The sequence below is a fragment of the Nevskia ramosa DSM 11499 genome (genome assembly GCF_000420645.1).
Classification (GTDB): Bacteria; Pseudomonadota; Gammaproteobacteria; order Nevskiales; family Nevskiaceae; genus Nevskia; species Nevskia ramosa.
Genome location: NZ_ATVI01000007.1, coordinates 316,797 through 334,166, shown reverse-complemented (window position 1 = coordinate 334,166; position 17,370 = coordinate 316,797). Strand labels below are relative to the sequence as shown.

Sequence of the window (17,370 nt, the reverse complement as noted above, 5' to 3'; positions counted from 1 at the left end):
GAACTGCCTAAACCGCTTCCTCGACCGGATCGTCGATACCGTCGCTGTCCTCCGGCGCATCGAGCGGAAAATCAGCATCCGGTGCAGATGTCGTGACGCTGGTTGCCGCGGTCGGAAGCTCGGAAAACAGCATCTCCGGCTCGACGGGTGGCGTGCTATCCAGCGGCACCAGAATCAATGCAATGACCAGCGCGATGCCGGACAGCTCCAGCATTCTCGGCAGCGTCAGCAGATTCACCAACGCCCGTTGATGCCCATTGCGGATGGCCCACCGGCGCCAGGAGCAGCCGGCACCAAAGCCAACGACGATCGCGGCGAGATAGGTAAAGGCGTGCATGGAGCGCTTCCGTGGTAGACAGAAAGTGTATGCATTGTGCCGGCAGTGTGCGCGGCGCTTATGTTGAGAAAGTTAAACCGGTCAGGGATTCTTGGAGGCTCGTTCGCGGGAGACGAGCAGTGATGGCGTTTTCGTTTCAACAACTGCTTCGCACAAAAACAATATTGCGGGACGCAACAGGACGGGTCTTGCATCTCTAACTAAAAAGCCCGCGAGCGATTGCTCGCTCGCGGGCTTGATGCCAGAAAGATCAGGCGTCTGTCACGCAGCCCTCAGCGCGGCGCCATGCGGATGGCGCCATCAAGACGCACACATTCGCCGTTGAAGTAGCCGTTCGAGCACATCTCGACGACCAGGCTGGCGTACTCGGCCGGGTTGCCGAGGCGCTTCGGGAACGGCACGGAGGCGGCGAGGGCGTCCTGCACGTTCTGCGGCATGCCCGCCATCATCGGGGTCATGAAGATGCCCGGCAGGATGGTGTTGATGCGCACGCCGTCGTTCATCAGATCGCGGGCGATCGGCAGGGTCATGCCGACTACGCCGGCCTTCGAGGCCGAGTAGGCGGACTGGCCGATCTGGCCGTCCTGAGCAGCAACCGACGCGGTGTTGATGATGACGCCGCGCTCGCCGTGTTCCAGCGGCGTGCCGGTGATCATGCCGGCGGCGCTCTTGGCGATGCAGCGGAAGGTGCCGATCAGGTTGATCTGGATGGTCTTCTCCCACTGGTCGAGGGCGAAGTGCTTGATCTCGCCAGTCTTCTTGTCGAAGCCGGCGGTCTTGGCGGCGGTGGCGATGCCGGCACAGTTGACCAGGATGCGTTCCTGGCCGTGGGCGGCACGGGCTTTCGCGAAGCCGGCGTCGACATCGGCATCCGAGGTCACGTTGACCTTGCAGAACACGCCACCCAGTTCGGCGGCCAGCGCTTCGCCGCGCACGTCGTTCATGTCGAAGATCGCAACCTTGACGCCGAGCGAGGCGAGCTTGCGGGCGGTGGCTTCGCCGAGGCCAGAAGCGCCGCCGGTGACGACAGCGGAAACGGAACCATCAAGAATCATCGTAGGGGTCCTGAGCAGAAATCGGGAGGAGAGAGAAGTTTATTCCGGGAAAGGGCTGACTGTTGAATCAGTCATTTCCTAAGAACCTTATGAGCTGATCGCAGCTTCCGGGACTTTTTACCGGAACTTCCACCGGTTTTGTCCGAACAAAGGGATGGGATCGCTTAGAGGTCGAGATCCCATCCGTCGGTTTGGCCCTGTCGTTACCGCCAGATTCGGCGGCCAAGGTGTCCGGGAACGCGGATTGCAGCCGTCTCCGGGTAACGCCTCCAGAAGGCCCCCAAAAAAGTTAAAAAGGATGAACGTCATGCTCAGAGTCGATGACAGCATTTTTGAATATGCACTTTACGATGTGCTCAATGCGCTCGATGCACAGCAGGAAACCGTGGTCGAGCTCGAAGCGCTGCGCAGCGAATGGCGCGCCACCGGGTTGCGTCATACCGACCTCTATCTGGCGCTCGATCTGCTGACCTCGGCAGAAAGTCTGATTTCGCCGGGTCCCGGAGCCTGGCAGCTGACCGAAGTGGGTGCCGAACGTGCAGCGCTGGTGGCGTCGGTATCGACGCCGACGATGGCCGACCAGGTGGCTCGCAGCGTGCTCAAGCTGATCAAGGAACGGGTGCCGGCCGGCAGCAGTGCACCGCGCAGCAACATGGTCCGCCGTCGTGCTGCAGGCCGCGTTCGGGTGCGTGAACTGAGCCGGCCAGGCCAGCTCTGAGCCCACCGCTCGGCGACGATAGCGTCGCCGTTGTCAGTCGCCGATGTCGGCAGGGGACGCGAACTGGCAAAATGCACCGTGGAATTTTCCACGAGCATTGCAGCGGCAGTCCCGCAGGTAACGACATGAACGTCACTCGCTCGACCTTCAACGAGGTCATGGTTCCCAACTATCAGCCCGCCGACATCGTGCCGGTGCGAGGCGAGGGTAGCCGCCTGTGGGATCAGGCCGGGCGCGAGTACGTTGACTTCGCCGGTGGTATCGCCGTGACCTTGCTCGGGCATTGCCATCCGAAGCTGGTCGCCGCGCTGACCGAACAGGCCGGCAAGCTCTGGCATCTGTCCAACGTGATGACCAACGAGCCGGCGCTGCGCCTGGCGAAGAAACTGGTCGACGCGACGTTTGCCGATCGCGTGTTTTTCTGCAATTCCGGCGCCGAAGCCAACGAGGCCGCGTTCAAGCTGGCGCGTCGCTATGGCAACGCGATCGACCCGGCGAAGCACGAGATCATCGCGTTCTACAACGCTTTTCACGGCCGCACGCTGTTCACGGTATCGGTGGGCGGTCAGGCCAAGTACACGCAGGGTTTCGAGCCGATTCCCGGCGGTATCCGTCATCTGCCGTTCAACGATGTTGCGGCGCTTGAAGCTGCGGTATCGAGCAACACCTGCGCGATCGTGCTGGAGCCGGTGCAGGGCGAAGGCGGCATCATGCCGGCCAGCACGGCGTTCATGGCTGCTGCGCGTCGTCTGGCCGACCAGCACAAGGCGCTGCTGATCTTCGATGAAGTGCAGACCGGCGTCGGTCGCAGCGGTCACCTTTATGCCTACCAGCATTACGGCGTTGCGCCGGACGTGCTGACCACGGCGAAGGGTCTTGGCGGCGGCTTTCCGATCGGCGCGATGCTGGCGACCCAGGCCGCTGCGGACGTGCTGGCGTTCGGCACTCATGGCTCCACCTACGGCGGCAATCCATTGGCCTGCGCCGTTGCCGAAGCCGTGATCGACACCGTCAATGATCCGGCGGTCCTCGCCGGCGTTACCCACCGCGCGCAGCTGATCCGCGACGGGCTGGACTCGATCGGCCGCCGCTACGGCGTGTTCGCGCCGAGCCGCGGTCTGGGTCTGCTGATCGGTGCGCCGATGAGCGAGGCCTGGAAGGGGCGTTCGAAGGACATCGTCAACGCTGGTCTGGCGCAGGGTGTCTGGGCGCTGGTGGCCGGTCCGGACGTGCTGCGTCTGGCGCCGTCGCTGGTGATCAGCGAGGCCGATATCGCCGAAGGTCTGCGTCGCCTGGAAGCGGGCATTGCCAAATTGGTCGAAGCGCCGAAAGCCGCTGCGGCCTGACCTCAAAGCCGTTCATGGAAAAAACCCGCTCAAGCGGGCTTTTTCTTTGGGTGCAGACTCAGGTCTCGGTCCGTGATGAATTCACGGGCCGGCCGATCGCCGGCCGATATGACGATCGAAGAAGGCCAGCAGCTCTTCGTAGCGCTTGGTGCGATGCGCTTGCAGATAGAAGCCGTGGGCTTCATTGCTTTCGATGTACTTCTCGTACGAGACGCTTTCCCGTTCGAGCGCTTTCATCAGCTGCTTGGCCTGACCATAAGGCACGATCGAATCCAGTCGGCCGTGAATCAGGAGCAGCGGCGCCTCGAGCTTGCCGATCGCGCTCAGCGGCGACGACATGGCGCTGCCAATTCCGCTCATGTAAAGCCCGATGAGGCTGCGACCGTAGGCCGTCTCGGACAGGTAGGTGTCCTTGCGCCAGGCATCGATATCGACGATGCCGGCTTCACTGACGATGCAACGAAACAGCGCGGGTTCTTGCACAGCGGCAGTCAGCGCGATGTAAGCCCCGTAGCTGTCGCCATGTATGCAGATGCGATCGCCATCGATCTGATCCTGCGTGCGCAGCCATTTCAGGTTTTCGATCAGTGCCGCGGCAAGGCCGATTGCTGGATCGGGCTGCACTACCTGCGCTGACGTGCGCCGCGCTGCGCCGTCGTAGTTGTCGATATCCAGCACCGCGTAGCCACGGCTGGCAAGTGCCTGCGAATCGGCATCCCAGGTCCAGCTCGCGCTCGCGCCGTAGACACCTCGCAACTTCACCACCAGCGGCGGCTTGTTCGCGCCGCTGGCCGGCAAGGTGAGGAAGGCTGCATCGGACTGAGCCGCCGCCGGCAGCTTCAGGATCTGTCGCGGCGACATGACGGCAGGATCGATCTCGTCGCGTTGCGAGAACAGGTACCGGACCTGATTCTTCGCGCGATCGAACAGGTAATAGCGGCCCGGATCGCGATCGCTGATCACCTTGATGATGGCCTTGGACCCGTCGCTCGTATAGACGAGATAGAGCACCGCGTCCGAGGCCAGATCGCGTTCCAGCGCCTGTAGCAGCAGGTGATCTGGATGCTCGCTGTCCAGATGCATCAACCGTGGCCGCTCGCTGTCATAGAGCCGCAAGGCAATCGGTTCGCGGCGATCGAATGAATAGAGAACCGTGGGTTTGCCGTGCGAACACCCCAGCACCTCACCGCCCTGCAAAGTGCCGGCGGCCCGACGCACGATGCAATTCTTGATTGGCTCGCGCGTCGAGGTTTCTGTGTACAGCACGCTGCCGTCGGGCAGGATGCGCTCGATGCCAACCCGCATGTCCGGCGGCATCGGCAATTCGACCCAGGCCGCCTGTTCATCCTGGCGCGCATAAAGATGGTGTTGGCCCAGAGCGTCCAGTACCCCGACATTCAGCACTCGCCCGCTGGCATCGGCAGCAAACGTCGCCTGTCCCTTGATCGGCGCCGTGGCGACGCGGACGCGGCTTCCGGTATCGATGTTGAGCTTGTGCGCCGACATGGCTTCGCCTCGGTCGCGCGCGCCGTAGCGCTCCAGCAACATCAGCACGTTGTGATCGTCATCGGCGATTGGATCGATCATCCAGCCGAAGGCGTGATCGATCTGCCCATCGCGTTCACCAGAAAGATAGATCTGGTTCTTGCCATCGGCATCGACTGCGAACAGCTCGCCGGTGCGCCGTGGTGCAGACCATCCGTCGGTCTGCAGGGCACCCGATATCACCAGCCGCCGCGGCGACGCCCACCAGATATCGTCGACATGCTGGTTCACCTGCAGCTGCAGGCGCAGGCTGGCTTCCAGGGTTGCGGTGCGCAGGACGACGAGCTGGCTACGCTCGTCTTTGCGCAGTATCGCGGCCACGTAGTCGCCGGTCGGCGAAAGCCGCACCTCGGTGAAATCGGGATGTGCTGCGAACACCGCCAAGGGAATTTCCGCAGCAGGAGCGGCCTGCGCGGGCAGCAGGTGCAGCATGAACGCCAGCAAGGTCACAGACTTCAACAACCAGGCCGCCTTGTTCATTTCCCTCCCCTTTATGAAAAAGCCCGTCTAGGCGGGCTTTTTTCTTCTTGTTGGTCGGCCGCGTGTATCAGCGACTGCTGTACAGCACCTGTTCGTTGCGCCAGTCGAAGACGATGCCTTCGGGCACGATCTGGGCGATGCGTGGGCCTTCGCTCAGGGCGTCGCCCTCGCGGTAGCGGCGGCCATTGATCAGCACGAAGCGGCGTTGCGGGTTGTCGTTGTAGACGTGCACGTCGATGGCGATCGGCGGGAAATCGGCGCGATAGGCCGGCGGCATGTCCTTGAGACGCCGGACCGATGCCGGAGAAGCGGGCTGCGCTGGCGCAGGAACCGGCGCAGTCTGACGTGCGGTCGATGCCGGCGCCGGGCCGGCTGCGGCTGCGGCTGAGCTAGCCGTCACCGGTACGTATTCCTCGATCGGAATCACCAGGTCTTCGCCGGCGGCAGGTGTTGTGTTGCTCGGCGTCGCATTCGCGTTCGTCACCAGCTGCTGAGCTTGCGGCTGGGGCGCCGACGACGTGGGTGACGGCTTGGGGTCAAGCTTGAAGGACGTCGACGATGGCGGCGACGGGGCCGGCTTTGCGGCGATAACGGGTGCCGGTTCACGCGGCTGCGATGGCGTCACCAGCGTCGAACCGTCATCAACCTGCATGCCGCCGGTCGCCTCGTCAGCGGCCGGAGCGGCCGCGGCATTGGACGCGTCGCCATCGGTCAGATCATCGAGCGAGGCAATGCTGGCGCCATCCTCGATGCGCGCATCCTGGGTTTCATCCGCGGGATTGGCGGTGGCGGGCGCTGGGGGAGCAGCAGGCGCGGGCTCGTGAGTAACCTCGACGAACGCCGATTCAGCCGGAGCGGCCGCCGCCGCTGTCGGGTGCCTGCTGCGCAGGAACGCAAACACGGCCAGCGCCGCAATCGCCACGGCGACGACGCCAAGAATGATCGGCCGTCGGCCCGGTTGCTGCCGTGTGGCCGGTGGCGGCACGGCCACTTCTTCGAGCGCGGTGGGCGCCTGGCCCAGCTTGCGCTCGCGTTCGGCGCGTTTCAGGGCATCGAGGATCAGACTCATGGCGCGTCCCTCAGCGACGGCGTGCCGGGTTTCGGCGACAGGTTGCCCAGCAGCATCAGGGTGCGGGTGCCGGCGATGCCGTCAGCGGGCAAGCCGTGGCTGGTCTGGAAGCGCAGCACCTGCGTTTTCAACTCGGCCCCGAAATTGGTCGGCAAGGCGCCGGTCAGCGTCTTGCCGTCGGCTTTCGCCAAGGTCCGGCGCAGCCACAGCACTGAATCGCCGCGCGTCTGGCTATCGATCTGGGATTCCTCGATCGGCCGCTGCCAGAGCATCAGGAATTCGCTGTTCCAAAGAGGATCGAGGGTTGCGAACGGCAGCCGTAGCGGGCCGTTGGCTGTATCGATGATGGCGTTGTCGCCATCGACTGCGCGCAGCAGCGCGTACTGCCGGCTGCCGTCCTCGAATTCCAGGGTCAGGATCGCCGGATGATTCATCTGCCGCAGTTCGTCCCAGCTGGCATCGCCCTTGTAGCAATCGATGGCATTGCGGGCCAGCGCGCGGCAGACGTTCTGGCCGCGCGGAATGCTCAGGCCCGGCTGCCAGAGGCCGATCAGTCGCGACATCACCACCGGCAGCGGCTGAGCCGTTGCCTGCAGCGCGCCAACGCCGGAAAGCTGCGCCGCCGGCGCAGGTGCCGGCGGTGCAGGTGCGGCAACGGGCGTGGGTTTCGGTTTCTCGGTTGCGGCGGCGGCGGCAGGCTTGGCTTCGGCCTTGCTGCCGCCATTCAGCGTCTGGTTCAGCAGCACACCGGCGATCACCAGCGCCGCAATCGCCAGCGCCGATTCAACCCAGGGCAGGGGCACGGCTCGCGGACGCAGGCGCTTCGCCAGCCAGCCGGAGGCCGACTGGCTCGGCTGCACGCCGGTCACTTCCACAGCCGCCTGATCGACGATTGCCGGCGTTACCGACCGCAGGCCGCGCGCATAGGCGCCGAGCAGCGAGCGATCGCAGATGATGTTGATCTGGCGCGGAATGCCGCGGGCATAACGATGCACGCTGCGCATCGCCGGATCGGTGAACAGGTCCGACGGACCGCCGACGACGTGCAGGCGATGGATGATGTACTGCATCGTCTCGACGACGGTCAGCGGCGTCAGATGGAAGCGCGCGGTGATCCGGCTGGCCAGCTGGCGCAGCTCCGGACGATTGAGCAGCTCGACCAGTTCCGGCTGGCCGATCAGCATGATCCGCAGCAGCTTTTCCTTCGTCGTTTCCAGATTGGTCAGCAGCCGCACCTGTTCGAGCACCGGCGTCGGCAGGTTCTGTGCTTCGTCGATGATCAGCACCGTGCGCCGGCCGGCGGCATGGCTGGCCAGCAGATGCTGGTTCAGCGCATCGACCAGGGTCTTGATCGAATGCCCGGACGGATCATTGCTGCGGCCGGGATAGTCCACGCCCAGCTCGTCGAGGATCGAGGCAACGAACTCGATCTCGTTCTGGCGCGGGTTGTGGATCATCGCGATGTCGACGTTGTCCAGCTTCTGCGCGAGCAGGGTGCGGACGATCGTGGTCTTGCCGGTGCCGACTTCGCCGGTCAGCTGCACGAAACCGCCGTACTGGCCGGTGCCGTAAAGCAGATGGCCGAGCGCCTCCTGATGGCGCGAGCTCATGTACAGGAAGGCCGGATCGGGGGCGATCGAAAACGGCGGCTCGCGAAGTTTGTAATGCGCGGCGTACAAGGGCGGAAACGGAGTCTGAAAAGGCGCCGGAGATAGGCTGCGCGAGTATAACGAAAGGCTTGCCCGCTTCCGGTTCCGTCTTAAGACCTTTAGGTTTTCTGGGTCTCCGGAGGCCGAATATCGGCCACATCGGCCTCGAAACGGCCACGTGCCAGTTGCACCGAAACCCGCTCGCCGCTGCTCACTTCGGCGCTGTCGCGAAGGATGCGGCCATCGGCGCCGGTCGCCAGCGCATAGCCGCGTTCCAGCACGGCGGAGGGATTCAGGCTGTTCAGCAAGGCCCCCGCCTGACGCAGGCGCGCACGCCGTTCGATGAGCACGCTGCTGCCGGCGCGCATCAGACGATCGGCCAGCAGACGCAACTGGCTCTGCCGCAGCACGATGCGTGGCAGCGGCGCAGCGGCTTCGAAGCGCTGTTCGTGACGGCGCAGACGGTCAGCGCTGGCCGCGAGGCGAGTGCTCATCGCATGACGCAGGCGCTCGTCGAGTTCATCGAGCCGCTGTGCGCGCTCCTGCAGACGGCGGCCCGGATGCAGGCTCTGCAGACGGCTCGACATCTGCGCCAGACGCTCGCGCAACTGCAGCAGCCGACGGTTGACCAAGCCGATCAGCGCGATATCCAGCGTATCGACGCGCGAATAGCGCTCGGCGATATCCGGCGTCGCCAGCTCGGCGGCGGCGGTCGGTGTGGCGGCACGGAGATCGGCGGCGAAGTCGGCGATCGTGAAATCGATCTCGTGGCCGACGCCGGATACCACCGGCACCGTGCAGGCGCGAATTGCCCTGGCCACGCCTTCATCATTGAATGCCCACAGGTCTTCCAATGAACCGCCGCCTCGGGCGAGCAGGATCACGTCGACCGGTGCGCGCAGCGGCAGTTCGCGCAGCGCCCGGATGATCGCCGGCGGCGCTTCCTTGCCCTGCACCGGTACCGGCAGGAGCATCACTTCCGCGAGCGGCCAGCGGCGCCATAGCGCATTGAGGATGTCCTGCAGCGCCGCACCGGTGCCCGAGGTGATCACGCCGATGCGGCGCGGCAGTTTCGGCAGCGGCCGTTTCAGCGCGGTATCGAACAGGCCTTCGGCAGCGAGCTTGGCTTTCAGCTGCTCGAAGGCCCGCAGCAGCGCACCGGTGCCGGCCGCTTCCAGGTGCTCGACGATCATCTGCAGTTCGCCGCGCGCCGGATAGACGCCGACCTTGGCGCGCACCAGCACCGCATCGCCGTCCTTCGGCTGCGGGCGCACGTAGTAGTTGGTGTTCTTGAACATCGCGCAGCGCAGCTGGGCGCGCTCGTCCTTCAAGGTGAAATACCAATGGCCGGATGCGGGGCGGGAGAAGTTCGAGATTTCGCCGGATACCCAGACGCTCGGCAAGCTGTCTTCCAGCAGGCCGCGCAGGATGTCGGCCAGTTCGGAAACGGAATAGGTGGTGCGCGCCGGCACGCCGCGGGAGGCTTCGTTCATCGGGCAAGCCTAGCGGCATTCCGTGCCGCATGGCACAGCGCCGCTGAGAGTTCAGCGTGGCGGCCAGCTGAGCTCGAAATCGACGGTGACGAACGGCCGCTGATTGGTCAGCCTGCGGGTGCCCAGACCGAGACCGACCCGCAAGGGCGTCGGGCCGATATCGTTGAACGCCATGCCCAGACCCTTGATCTGGTAGCTGGGATCGCCATCGAGCCAGGCGTTCGGCCCCATCGTCCAGCCGCTGTAGCTGCGATAACCGGTGAAGCTCCTGACGATGAACAGGCTGTGGCCGCTGGTCCGGTCGCGGCAATCGGCCCGTTCGATGAATACGCCACAGCCGAAGCCCTTGACCAGCAACTGACCGGACAGCGGGGTCAGCCAGTTGAAGCTGAACGGGAGAAGCCGGCGGTGCTCGGTGGCGGTCGGCTCGGCGTTCGCCGGCAAGCCGGTCACCAGACCGAGCAGGGTCAGACGCAACAGCAGGACTGGAGAGAGTCTCACGGGCCGTACCGCCGTTTCGGATCGGCATTGGCTTGCCGGATAGTGAAACTTACGGCGCCGGATTCAGCTACCGGAGCGGCCGGGTTGCCGCCGGTAGCGTTGGTCGGAGCAACGGGAGGCCGGCGTTTTTTTTATACTATCGGATGGATACCAAGAACCCCGCTTCCCGCATTGACCTCGAAGCCCTGACGTTCGACGACGTCCTGCTGCAACCGGCCTATTCCGAGGTGCTTCCGCGTCAGGTTGACCTGCGCACCCCGCTCACTTCGCGGATCACCCTGAACATTCCGCTGTTGTCGGCGGCGATGGACACGGTGACCGAATCCGGCCTGGCGATTGCGCTGGCTCAGGAAGGCGGCATCGGCATCATCCACAAGAACATGACCCCGGCGCGCCAGGCGGCCGAGGTTCGCGCGGTGAAGAAGTACGAGAGCGGCATCATTGCCGATCCGATCACCGTGCCGCCGGGCATGACCATCGCCGATGTGCTGGCGCTGACCCGTGCCAATCACATCTCCGGCGTGCCGGTGGTCGACGGCGACAAGCTGGTCGGCATCGTTACCAGCCGCGATCTGCGCTTCGAAACGCGCATGGATCAGCCGGTGTCGAAGATCATGACCCCGCAGCCGCGGCTGGTGACGGTCAAGGAAGGCGCGCCGCGCTCGGAAGTGATCGAACTGCTGCACGAGCACCGCATCGAAAAGGTGCTGGTGGTCAACGAGGCTTTCCAGCTGCGCGGCATGATCACGGTGAAGGACATCCAGAAGTCCACCGAACATCCGCTGGCCTGCAAGGACGATCGCGGTCGCCTGCGCGTCGGTGCGGCGGTTGGTACCGGTGCCGATACCGATGAGCGCGTCGCTGCGCTGGTCGAGGCCGGCGTCGATGTCATCGTCGTCGACACCGCGCACGGTCATTCCAAGGGCGTCATCGACCGCGTTCGCCAGATCAAGCAGCAGTACGGCGACCGCGTGCAGATCATCGGCGGCAACATCGCCACCGGCGCTGCGGCGCTGGCGCTGGTGGAAGCGGGTGCCGACGCGGTCAAGGTCGGCATCGGCCCCGGTTCTATCTGCACCACGCGCATCGTCGCGGGTGTCGGCGTGCCGCAGATCAGTGCGGTGATGTCGGTGGCCGCCGCGCTCAAGGATCTCGGCATCCCGCTGATCGCCGATGGCGGCGTGCGCTACTCGGGTGACTTCGCCAAGGCACTCGCTGCCGGCGCTTATGCGGTGATGGTCGGCTCGATGCTCGCCGGCACCGAGGAGGCGCCGGGCGATGTCGAGCTGTACCAGGGCCGTTCGTACAAGAGCTATCGCGGCATGGGCTCGCTCGGCGCGATGGCGCAGGGCTCCAAGGATCGCTACTTCCAGGACACCACGGCGGAAGTCGAAAAGCTGGTGCCGGAAGGCATCGAAGGCCGCGTGCCGTACAAGGGCCCGATGGCGGCGATCGTCCATCAGCTGATCGGTGGCCTGCGCGCCAGCATGGGCTACACCGGCTGCCAGAACACCGAAGAACTGCGCACCGTCACCCGCTTCGTGAAGATCACCTCCGCCGGCATGCGCGAGTCGCACGTCCACGACGTGGCGATCACCAAGGAAGCACCGAACTACCGCACCCAGAGCTGAAGATCCGATGACTGCTGCTGCCGTTGCCGTGAAGCAGATTCCGACGCCGACTCCAGATATCCATGCCGACCGGATTCTGATCCTCGATTTCGGCTCGCAGTACACCCAGCTGATCGCCCGCCGGGTTCGCGAACTCGGCGTCTACTGCGAGCTGCATCCCTGGGACATGTCCGAGGACGAAGTCCGCGCGTTCGCGCCGAAAGGCGTGATCTTGTCCGGCGGCCCGGAGTCAGTCACCCAGCTGAAAGCGCCGCGCGTTCGTGACGCGGTCTGGGACCTGAAGGTGCCGGTGCTCGGCATCTGCTACGGGCTGCAGGCGATGGCACACCAGCTGGGCGGCAAGGTCGAAGCGCACGATTCGAAAGAGTTCGGCTATGCCGAAATCCGCGCCCGCGGCCATTCCGAACTGCTGCGCGACATCGAAGACCGGGTCAGCGAAGAAGGCCATGGCCTGCTCGATGTCTGGATGAGCCACGGCGATCGCGTGGTCGAAATCCCGCCCGGCTTCAAGCTGATTGCCAGCACCCGCGACGTGCCGATCGCCGGCATCGCCGACGAGGACCGCCGCTACTACGGTCTGCAGTTCCATCCGGAAGTCACGCATACCACGCAGGGCACGCGCATCTACTCGCGCTTTGTCCATGAACTCTGCGGCTGCGGCAACGCCTGGAACGCCGACAACATCATTCACGATGCAATCGACAAGGTCCGCGCCCAGGTCGGCAACGGCCGCGTGCTGCTCGGCCTGTCCGGCGGCGTCGATTCCTCGGTGGTCGCCGCGATGCTGCACAAGGCGATCGGCGATCAACTGACCTGCGTGTTCGTCGACCACGGCCTGCTGCGCCATCATGAAGGCGATCAGGTCATGCAGATCTTCGCCAAGAACCTCGGTGTGAAGGTCATTCGTGTCGACGCCGAAGCCCGTTTCCTCGGTGCTCTGAAAGGCGTGTCCGATCCGGAAGCCAAGCGCAAGATCATCGGCCGGCTGTTCGTCGAAGTGTTCGACGAGGAAGCGCAAAAAATTACTGGAGTCGACTTCCTGGCTCAAGGGACGATCTATCCCGACGTGATCGAAAGCGCCGGCGCCAAGACCGGCAAGGCGCATCTGATCAAGAGCCATCACAACGTCGGCGGCTTGCCCGAGCACATGAAGATGAAGCTCGTCGAGCCGCTGCGCGAGCTGTTCAAGGACGAGGTACGCAAGATCGGCGTCGAACTCGGCCTGCCGCGCGACATGGTCTACCGCCATCCGTTCCCGGGCCCCGGCCTCGGCGTCCGCATCCTCGGCGAAGTGACCAAGGAAGCGGCGGATACCCTGCGCATCGCCGACTACATCTTCATCGAAGAACTGCGCGCCGCCGGCTGGTACGACAAGACCTCGCAAGCCTTCGCCGTCTTCCTGCCGGTGAAGTCGGTCGGCGTCACCGGCGATGGCCGCCGCTACGCCCCGGTGATCGCGATCCGCGCGGTAGAGACCATCGACTTCATGACCGCCCGCTGGGCACGGCTGCCGTACGAACTGCTGGAGAAAGTGTCCTTGCGGATCGTCAACGAGATCAATGGCGTCTCGCGAGTCGTCTACGACATCTCCGGCAAGCCGCCGGCGACGATCGAGTGGGAGTGACAGGCCAGCAGTTGTAGGCCGTATCCGGCGGCATTCCTGGCAACGGACAGGTTCACCGCGCTGAACCTGTCGGGCTGACGGCACCGCGTTGCGCGAGCCGGAAGATCGGCAGCGCCAGCACCGATGTTGCGGCCAGCACCACGAAGGCGATGCCGAAATGCTGGCCCGCGCCGACCACGGCGTTGGCCATGGCGGGACTGAGTGCCGCGCCGACGCCCTGCAGCGTCATGACGAAACCCAGCGCGGTGTTGAAGCGGCCGCTGCCACGCGTGTAGCGCTGCACCAGCAGCGGCGTGGCTACCCCGAGTGCGCCAGCCGCCAGGCCATCGAGTATCTGCACCGGGATGTTGTTCCACTCGCTGGCGAATGCGTAGGCGAGTGCGCCGCGTACGGGCAGCACGAGAATGGCGACGTACACGAACCAGGCAACGTCGTAGCGGCGGCTGCGCGCGACCCACAGGGCCACCGGAATCATCGTGAGCTGGGCGACGACGATGGCGATACCGGTCCACAGCAGTGGCGCCGAATCGGCGACGGTGGCGGCCAGCCGCTGGTTCAGCAGCGGCAACATCGCGGCATTGCCGAGGTGGAAGAAGGCGCAGGCCAGCGCGAAGAACAGCAGCGGCCGGTTGCGGAACAGGGTGACGATCGGCGCGTGCCCTTGTCCGTCGATTTCTGCAGGCTTTGCGTCCTGTGGCTCGTCGCCGCGTGCAGCTTCGTGGTCGATGTCGGCGGCGCGGATGGCCCACACGGAGAGCAGCGCGCCAATCGTCAAAGCCGCCATCACCGCCAGCATCCATGGCGCGCCGAACAGATGCGCTGCCAGCCCCGCGCCGACCGCCGAGATCATGTTGCCGGCGTGGCTGAAGGCCTCGTTGCGCCCGGTCTGCTGTTTGAAGCCTGCGGATCTGGCGAGGCCCAGCGTCAGCGCCGCCATCGTGGCGGCGAGCACCGCTCCGGCGACGCCGGTGACGATCTGTGACGCGATCAGCATCGACGCCGACAGCGTGGTGAAGGCGATCGCGCTGGAGGCGAGCACGGCAAGCGCCGCGACCACCGTCATCGCCCGTTTGGCGCTGGAACTGTCAACCCACGCCCCGGCGAACGGCGTCATGACCACGGCGGCCAGGCCGCCGGCGGTCATGGTGTAGCCGATCAACTCCTGCTGTACCCGGTGCTCCTGCAGGTAGGTCGCCAGGAATGGCCCGAGTCCGTCGCGCACGTCGGCCATGAAAAACGCCAGCCAGGTCAGCGCCAGCAGGGACGTCGATCGATCACGCATCACCTAGCCGCCGTCAGTGCGCGGATTCGACCGTCCTGCCGTTGACGCGCGTCGCCTCGATCACCCGGCCGTTGCCGGTCACCAGTGGCCGCGCCATCCCTTCGGCCTTCACCTGGTCGCCGATCTTCAGTCCCAGCCTGGCGAGTCCTTCGGGCTTGGTGTGGATGAAGTCACCGTTGTCGAGCACCACGCCGTTGGCGGCCCCGTGCTTCGCGTAGTTGTAGCGGATCACCTTGCCGCTGGCTTCTTCGCCCGCAGCCGATAGCTTCGGCGGCTTGCCGTCGATCGAGGCCAGGCGCTTGAAAGCGTAGACCCAGTGCGCCGGCTCGCCCTTGGGCGACGGGCCGTGGTCGCTGCCTTCGATCACCAGTGCCTGGCCAACGCGCAGTGCGGCGAATTGCTCTGCGACGGACGGGTCATGCGGATCGGTGACGAACTGCGTCGACACGCCGTCGGTATCGATCAGCACGCCTTCTACGCCGCCCTTCGGGCTGTAGATCAAATTCTGGAAACGGCCTTCGACCGACCAGACGTCGGCTTCGTGATGGGGATGTGGCATGGCTTGCTCTCCGTGAACCGTGTGTTGAGGGAATGAATCAGGGGGCGGTCGGCGCAGGCGCCAACCGTTCTTCGCGCGGACCGCGCGGCAAACCGGCTTGCTCGCCGTTGGGGCGGGCGAACAATTCGTGCAGATCGTCGGACGTGCTGCCGATCGCTGTGGCTTCGAGCGCATTGCCCGAGGCGCTGCTGCTGCCCCAGCCCTTGGCGTACAGCTTGCCGCCGGGCTGCACGATCATCGCGAGCTGCGCACCGGCCTGTGGCGGAAAGCGGACGATGGTGCCGTCATCGAGCACCACACCATTGACGTCGCCGCGATCGGTGTAGATCTCGCGTGCGACCTGGCCGTCGGCACTCATCGCTGTCAGGGCTCCCGTCAAAGCGCCGGGCTCGCGCGGCGGCGGTGACGGTGCGTCGGGGGCGGGCGGCTGGTCGCTGACGCTGCGACCGCTGTCAGCGGTCAGTGTGGCGGCACGCACTACCGGTGCATTGGCAGCGCGCCGGCCGCTGACTTGCACGGTGTCGCCGGGCTTCAGCAGCTGCTGCACGGCGGCCGACAAATGTGGCGGGAACGACACCTGAGTGCCATCGGCGAGCAGCAGCCCGTCGACTTCGCCGTTGGGGTTGATCAGCCAGCGCTGGATACGGCCGCTGACCACAGGCGCTGCGGGGCCTGCTTGCGCGTGCGGCGGCGAGCCGAGTGCTGGCGGTGGGGTCAACTGCGCAAAGGCGCAGGGACCGAGCGTCGTGAAGACGATGCAGGCGGCAAGACGGGAATGAACGGACATGAGGTGCTCCTGGCGGACGAGCCTGATAAATCAAGCGCCGTGCCAGCCTCACATGTCTGTCGAATCAAGGGTTTGCGTCGACGCTTCGACGCTAGTCGCATGAACTGCGTACACCTCGGTGTCCGTTATCCGGACGCTTCAGCTCAACTCAGCCCAGCCGAAGCAGGAGGGCCGTTGCGGCGCAGACCAGCAGGAACGGAATGCTGATCTTGTGGAACTCGCGCAGCCCCCTGGGCAGCGCAGCGAGCCGCAACGCGATCAGGTTGGCCAGCGAGCCGAGCACGCAACCGAAGCCGCCCACGCTCACGCCGGCGGCCAGCGCCGGCAGATCGCGCACCGGGCCGTCGAGCAGGATCGCCGCCGGCACGTTGCTGATCACCTGCGAGGTGGCGATCGCGGCGAGGTAGGCGCGCCAGCCCTCGGCGATCGGCCATTGCTTCAGCTGCGCGGCGATGGCGGGCAGCTCGGCCAGCTGGCGCAGGTCGACGAACATCAGTGCAATGATCGCCAGCAGCGCCCAGTCGACGCCGCGCAGCACACGCGGGTAGAGCAGCAGAAACGCGCCGAACACCAGGCCCAGGCCGGCCAGCAGCCAGTGCTGGTCGAGCGCGATGACGAAGGCGACGAACAGCAGGCCCGCCAGGCTCAGCAAGCGCGGCTGCACCGGCGCCGCTTCGGCGGCAGGCTTGAGCGCGATCGGCGTGCGCGGCACCAGCAGCCACACCGCGACCAGCAGCCAGAACAGCATGACGGCCACCGTCGGCGCCATCATCGCCATGAAGCCCAGGAAGCTGTCACCCGAGCGGTGCCAGAGATAGAGGTTCTGCGGATTGCCGATCGGCGTGAGCGCCGAGCCGGCGTTGACCGCCAGCGCCTCGAGTACCACCAGCCGGGCCAGCGGCAAATGGGCTTGGGTCGCCAGCACGCGGGTCAGCGGTACCAGCAGGAACAGACTCACATCGTTGGTGACCAGCGCCGACAGCAGGGCCGCACCCGCGGTCAGCAGCAAGGCGAGGCTGCGCAGATCGGTGACCTTGCCGAGCAGCCGCTGCGCGGTCGCCTGCAGCATGCCGCTCCGCTCAACGCCCTGGGTGATGACCAGCAGGCCGGCCAGCGCGCCGACGGTTTGCCAGTCGACCAGCTTCAGATAATCCAGCGGCGCACGCGGATGGAAGAGGGCGAAGACGATCGCTACCGCGACCAGCACCCAAAGCAGACCATTGCCGCCGGCTTCTCCGGCTGGGACGACATCATTGGAAGGGGCGGGACGGGAGCTTGCAGCGTTGGCCATGCG

General features: G+C 65.4%; 15 protein-coding genes. 4 read left to right on the top strand and 11 right to left on the bottom strand.

Features of this window, described 5'->3' with window-relative positions; genetic code table 11:
* Positions 1–7 precede the first annotated feature (7 nt).
* On the bottom strand, positions 8–337 hold the full coding sequence (locus G513_RS0112875; RefSeq protein WP_022977259.1) for a hypothetical protein: 330 nt from the start codon (positions 335–337) through the stop codon (positions 8–10).
* 272 nt (positions 338–609) lie between these two features.
* Positions 610–1,392 carry an SDR family NAD(P)-dependent oxidoreductase gene (locus G513_RS0112870; protein WP_022977258.1) on the bottom strand — a complete coding sequence of 261 codons (783 nt, stop codon included), beginning with the start codon at positions 1,390–1,392 and terminating at the stop codon, positions 610–612.
* 307 nt (positions 1,393–1,699) lie between these two features.
* Between G513_RS0112870 and G513_RS0112865 the strand changes: the two genes are divergently transcribed.
* On the top strand, positions 1,700–2,110 hold the full coding sequence (locus G513_RS0112865) for a hypothetical protein (protein WP_156891643.1): 411 nt from the start codon (positions 1,700–1,702) through the stop codon (positions 2,108–2,110).
* Between the two features lie 125 nt (positions 2,111–2,235).
* On the top strand, positions 2,236–3,456 hold the full coding sequence (locus tag G513_RS0112860; protein WP_022977256.1) for an aspartate aminotransferase family protein: 1,221 nt from the start codon (positions 2,236–2,238) through the stop codon (positions 3,454–3,456).
* Positions 3,457–3,537: 81 nt separating this feature from the next.
* Here the strand turns inward: G513_RS0112860 and G513_RS0112855 are convergent, their stop codons facing one another.
* The 5 genes from G513_RS0112855 to G513_RS0112835 all read right to left on the bottom strand — a co-directional run bounded on the left by G513_RS0112855 (position 3,538) and on the right by G513_RS0112835 (position 10,193).
* Entirely contained in the window at positions 3,538–5,481 is a 1,944-nt protein-coding gene (locus tag G513_RS0112855) for an alpha/beta hydrolase family protein (protein WP_022977255.1), read from the bottom strand.
* A 67-nt stretch (positions 5,482–5,548) separates the two neighbouring features.
* Entirely contained in the window at positions 5,549–6,550 is a 1,002-nt protein-coding gene (locus G513_RS0112850) for a general secretion pathway protein GspB (RefSeq protein ID WP_022977254.1), read from the bottom strand.
* Positions 6,547–8,229, bottom strand: a complete 1,683-nt coding sequence (locus G513_RS0112845; protein ID WP_022977253.1) for an ExeA family protein — start codon at positions 8,227–8,229, stop codon at positions 6,547–6,549. Before G513_RS0112845 ends, G513_RS0112850 begins: the two co-directional genes overlap by 4 nt.
* An 89-nt stretch (positions 8,230–8,318) precedes the next feature.
* Positions 8,319–9,692, bottom strand: a complete 1,374-nt coding sequence (xseA, locus tag G513_RS22890; protein WP_022977252.1) for an exodeoxyribonuclease VII large subunit — start codon at positions 9,690–9,692, stop codon at positions 8,319–8,321.
* A gap of 51 nt (positions 9,693–9,743) precedes the next feature.
* Positions 9,744–10,193 carry a hypothetical protein gene (locus tag G513_RS0112835; RefSeq protein ID WP_156891642.1) on the bottom strand — a complete coding sequence of 150 codons (450 nt, stop codon included), beginning with the start codon at positions 10,191–10,193 and terminating at the stop codon, positions 9,744–9,746.
* A gap of 143 nt (positions 10,194–10,336) precedes the next feature.
* Between G513_RS0112835 and guaB the strand changes: the two genes are divergently transcribed.
* On the top strand, positions 10,337–11,824 hold the full coding sequence (gene guaB, locus G513_RS0112830) for an IMP dehydrogenase (protein ID WP_022977250.1): 1,488 nt from the start codon (positions 10,337–10,339) through the stop codon (positions 11,822–11,824).
* 7 nt (positions 11,825–11,831) lie between these two features.
* Entirely contained in the window at positions 11,832–13,448 is a 1,617-nt protein-coding gene (gene guaA / locus G513_RS0112825) for a glutamine-hydrolyzing GMP synthase (RefSeq protein WP_022977249.1), read from the top strand.
* 52 nt (positions 13,449–13,500) lie between these two features.
* Here guaA and G513_RS0112820 read toward each other — a convergent pair whose 3' ends face one another.
* From G513_RS0112820 to G513_RS0112805, 4 genes are all read right to left on the bottom strand, one after another.
* The gene (locus G513_RS0112820) at positions 13,501–14,730 is read right to left on the bottom strand and encodes an MFS transporter (protein WP_022977248.1); all 1,230 of its coding nucleotides are present in this window, start codon (positions 14,728–14,730) and stop codon (positions 13,501–13,503) included.
* A 13-nt stretch (positions 14,731–14,743) separates the two neighbouring features.
* Positions 14,744–15,289: a hypothetical protein gene (locus G513_RS0112815; protein ID WP_022977247.1), complete on the bottom strand. Its 546-nt coding sequence runs from the start codon at positions 15,287–15,289 to the stop codon at positions 14,744–14,746.
* A gap of 37 nt (positions 15,290–15,326) precedes the next feature.
* Complete coding sequence (locus tag G513_RS0112810) at positions 15,327–16,076, bottom strand: hypothetical protein (protein WP_022977246.1); 750 nt, start codon at positions 16,074–16,076, stop codon at positions 15,327–15,329.
* 148 nt (positions 16,077–16,224) lie between these two features.
* On the bottom strand, positions 16,225–17,367 hold the full coding sequence (locus G513_RS0112805) for an SLC13 family permease (protein WP_022977245.1): 1,143 nt from the start codon (positions 17,365–17,367) through the stop codon (positions 16,225–16,227).
* Positions 17,368–17,370: the final 3 nt, after the last annotated feature.

Excerpts from the sequence above, each read along its gene's own strand:
- guaA (WP_022977249.1), top strand. The coding sequence starts at position 11,832 with ATGACTGCTGCTGCCGTTGCCGTGAAGCAGATTCCGACGCCGACTCCA.
- xseA (WP_022977252.1), bottom strand. The coding sequence starts at position 9,692 with ATGAACGAAGCCTCCCGCGGCGTGCCGGCGCGCACCACCTATTCCGTT.
- G513_RS0112860 (WP_022977256.1), top strand. The coding sequence starts at position 2,236 with ATGAACGTCACTCGCTCGACCTTCAACGAGGTCATGGTTCCCAACTAT.
- guaB (WP_022977250.1), top strand. The coding sequence starts at position 10,337 with ATGGATACCAAGAACCCCGCTTCCCGCATTGACCTCGAAGCCCTGACG.
- G513_RS0112815 (WP_022977247.1), bottom strand. The coding sequence starts at position 15,289 with ATGCCACATCCCCATCACGAAGCCGACGTCTGGTCGGTCGAAGGCCGT.
- G513_RS0112870 (WP_022977258.1), bottom strand. The coding sequence starts at position 1,392 with ATGATTCTTGATGGTTCCGTTTCCGCTGTCGTCACCGGCGGCGCTTCT.
- G513_RS0112855 (WP_022977255.1), bottom strand. The coding sequence starts at position 5,481 with ATGAACAAGGCGGCCTGGTTGTTGAAGTCTGTGACCTTGCTGGCGTTC.
- G513_RS0112865 (WP_156891643.1), top strand. The coding sequence starts at position 1,700 with ATGCTCAGAGTCGATGACAGCATTTTTGAATATGCACTTTACGATGTG.
- G513_RS0112850 (WP_022977254.1), bottom strand. The coding sequence starts at position 6,550 with ATGAGTCTGATCCTCGATGCCCTGAAACGCGCCGAACGCGAGCGCAAG.
- G513_RS0112875 (WP_022977259.1), bottom strand. The coding sequence starts at position 337 with ATGCACGCCTTTACCTATCTCGCCGCGATCGTCGTTGGCTTTGGTGCC.
- G513_RS0112810 (WP_022977246.1), bottom strand. The coding sequence starts at position 16,076 with ATGTCCGTTCATTCCCGTCTTGCCGCCTGCATCGTCTTCACGACGCTC.
- G513_RS0112820 (WP_022977248.1), bottom strand. The coding sequence starts at position 14,730 with ATGCGTGATCGATCGACGTCCCTGCTGGCGCTGACCTGGCTGGCGTTT.
- G513_RS0112805 (WP_022977245.1), bottom strand. The coding sequence starts at position 17,367 with ATGGCCAACGCTGCAAGCTCCCGTCCCGCCCCTTCCAATGATGTCGTC.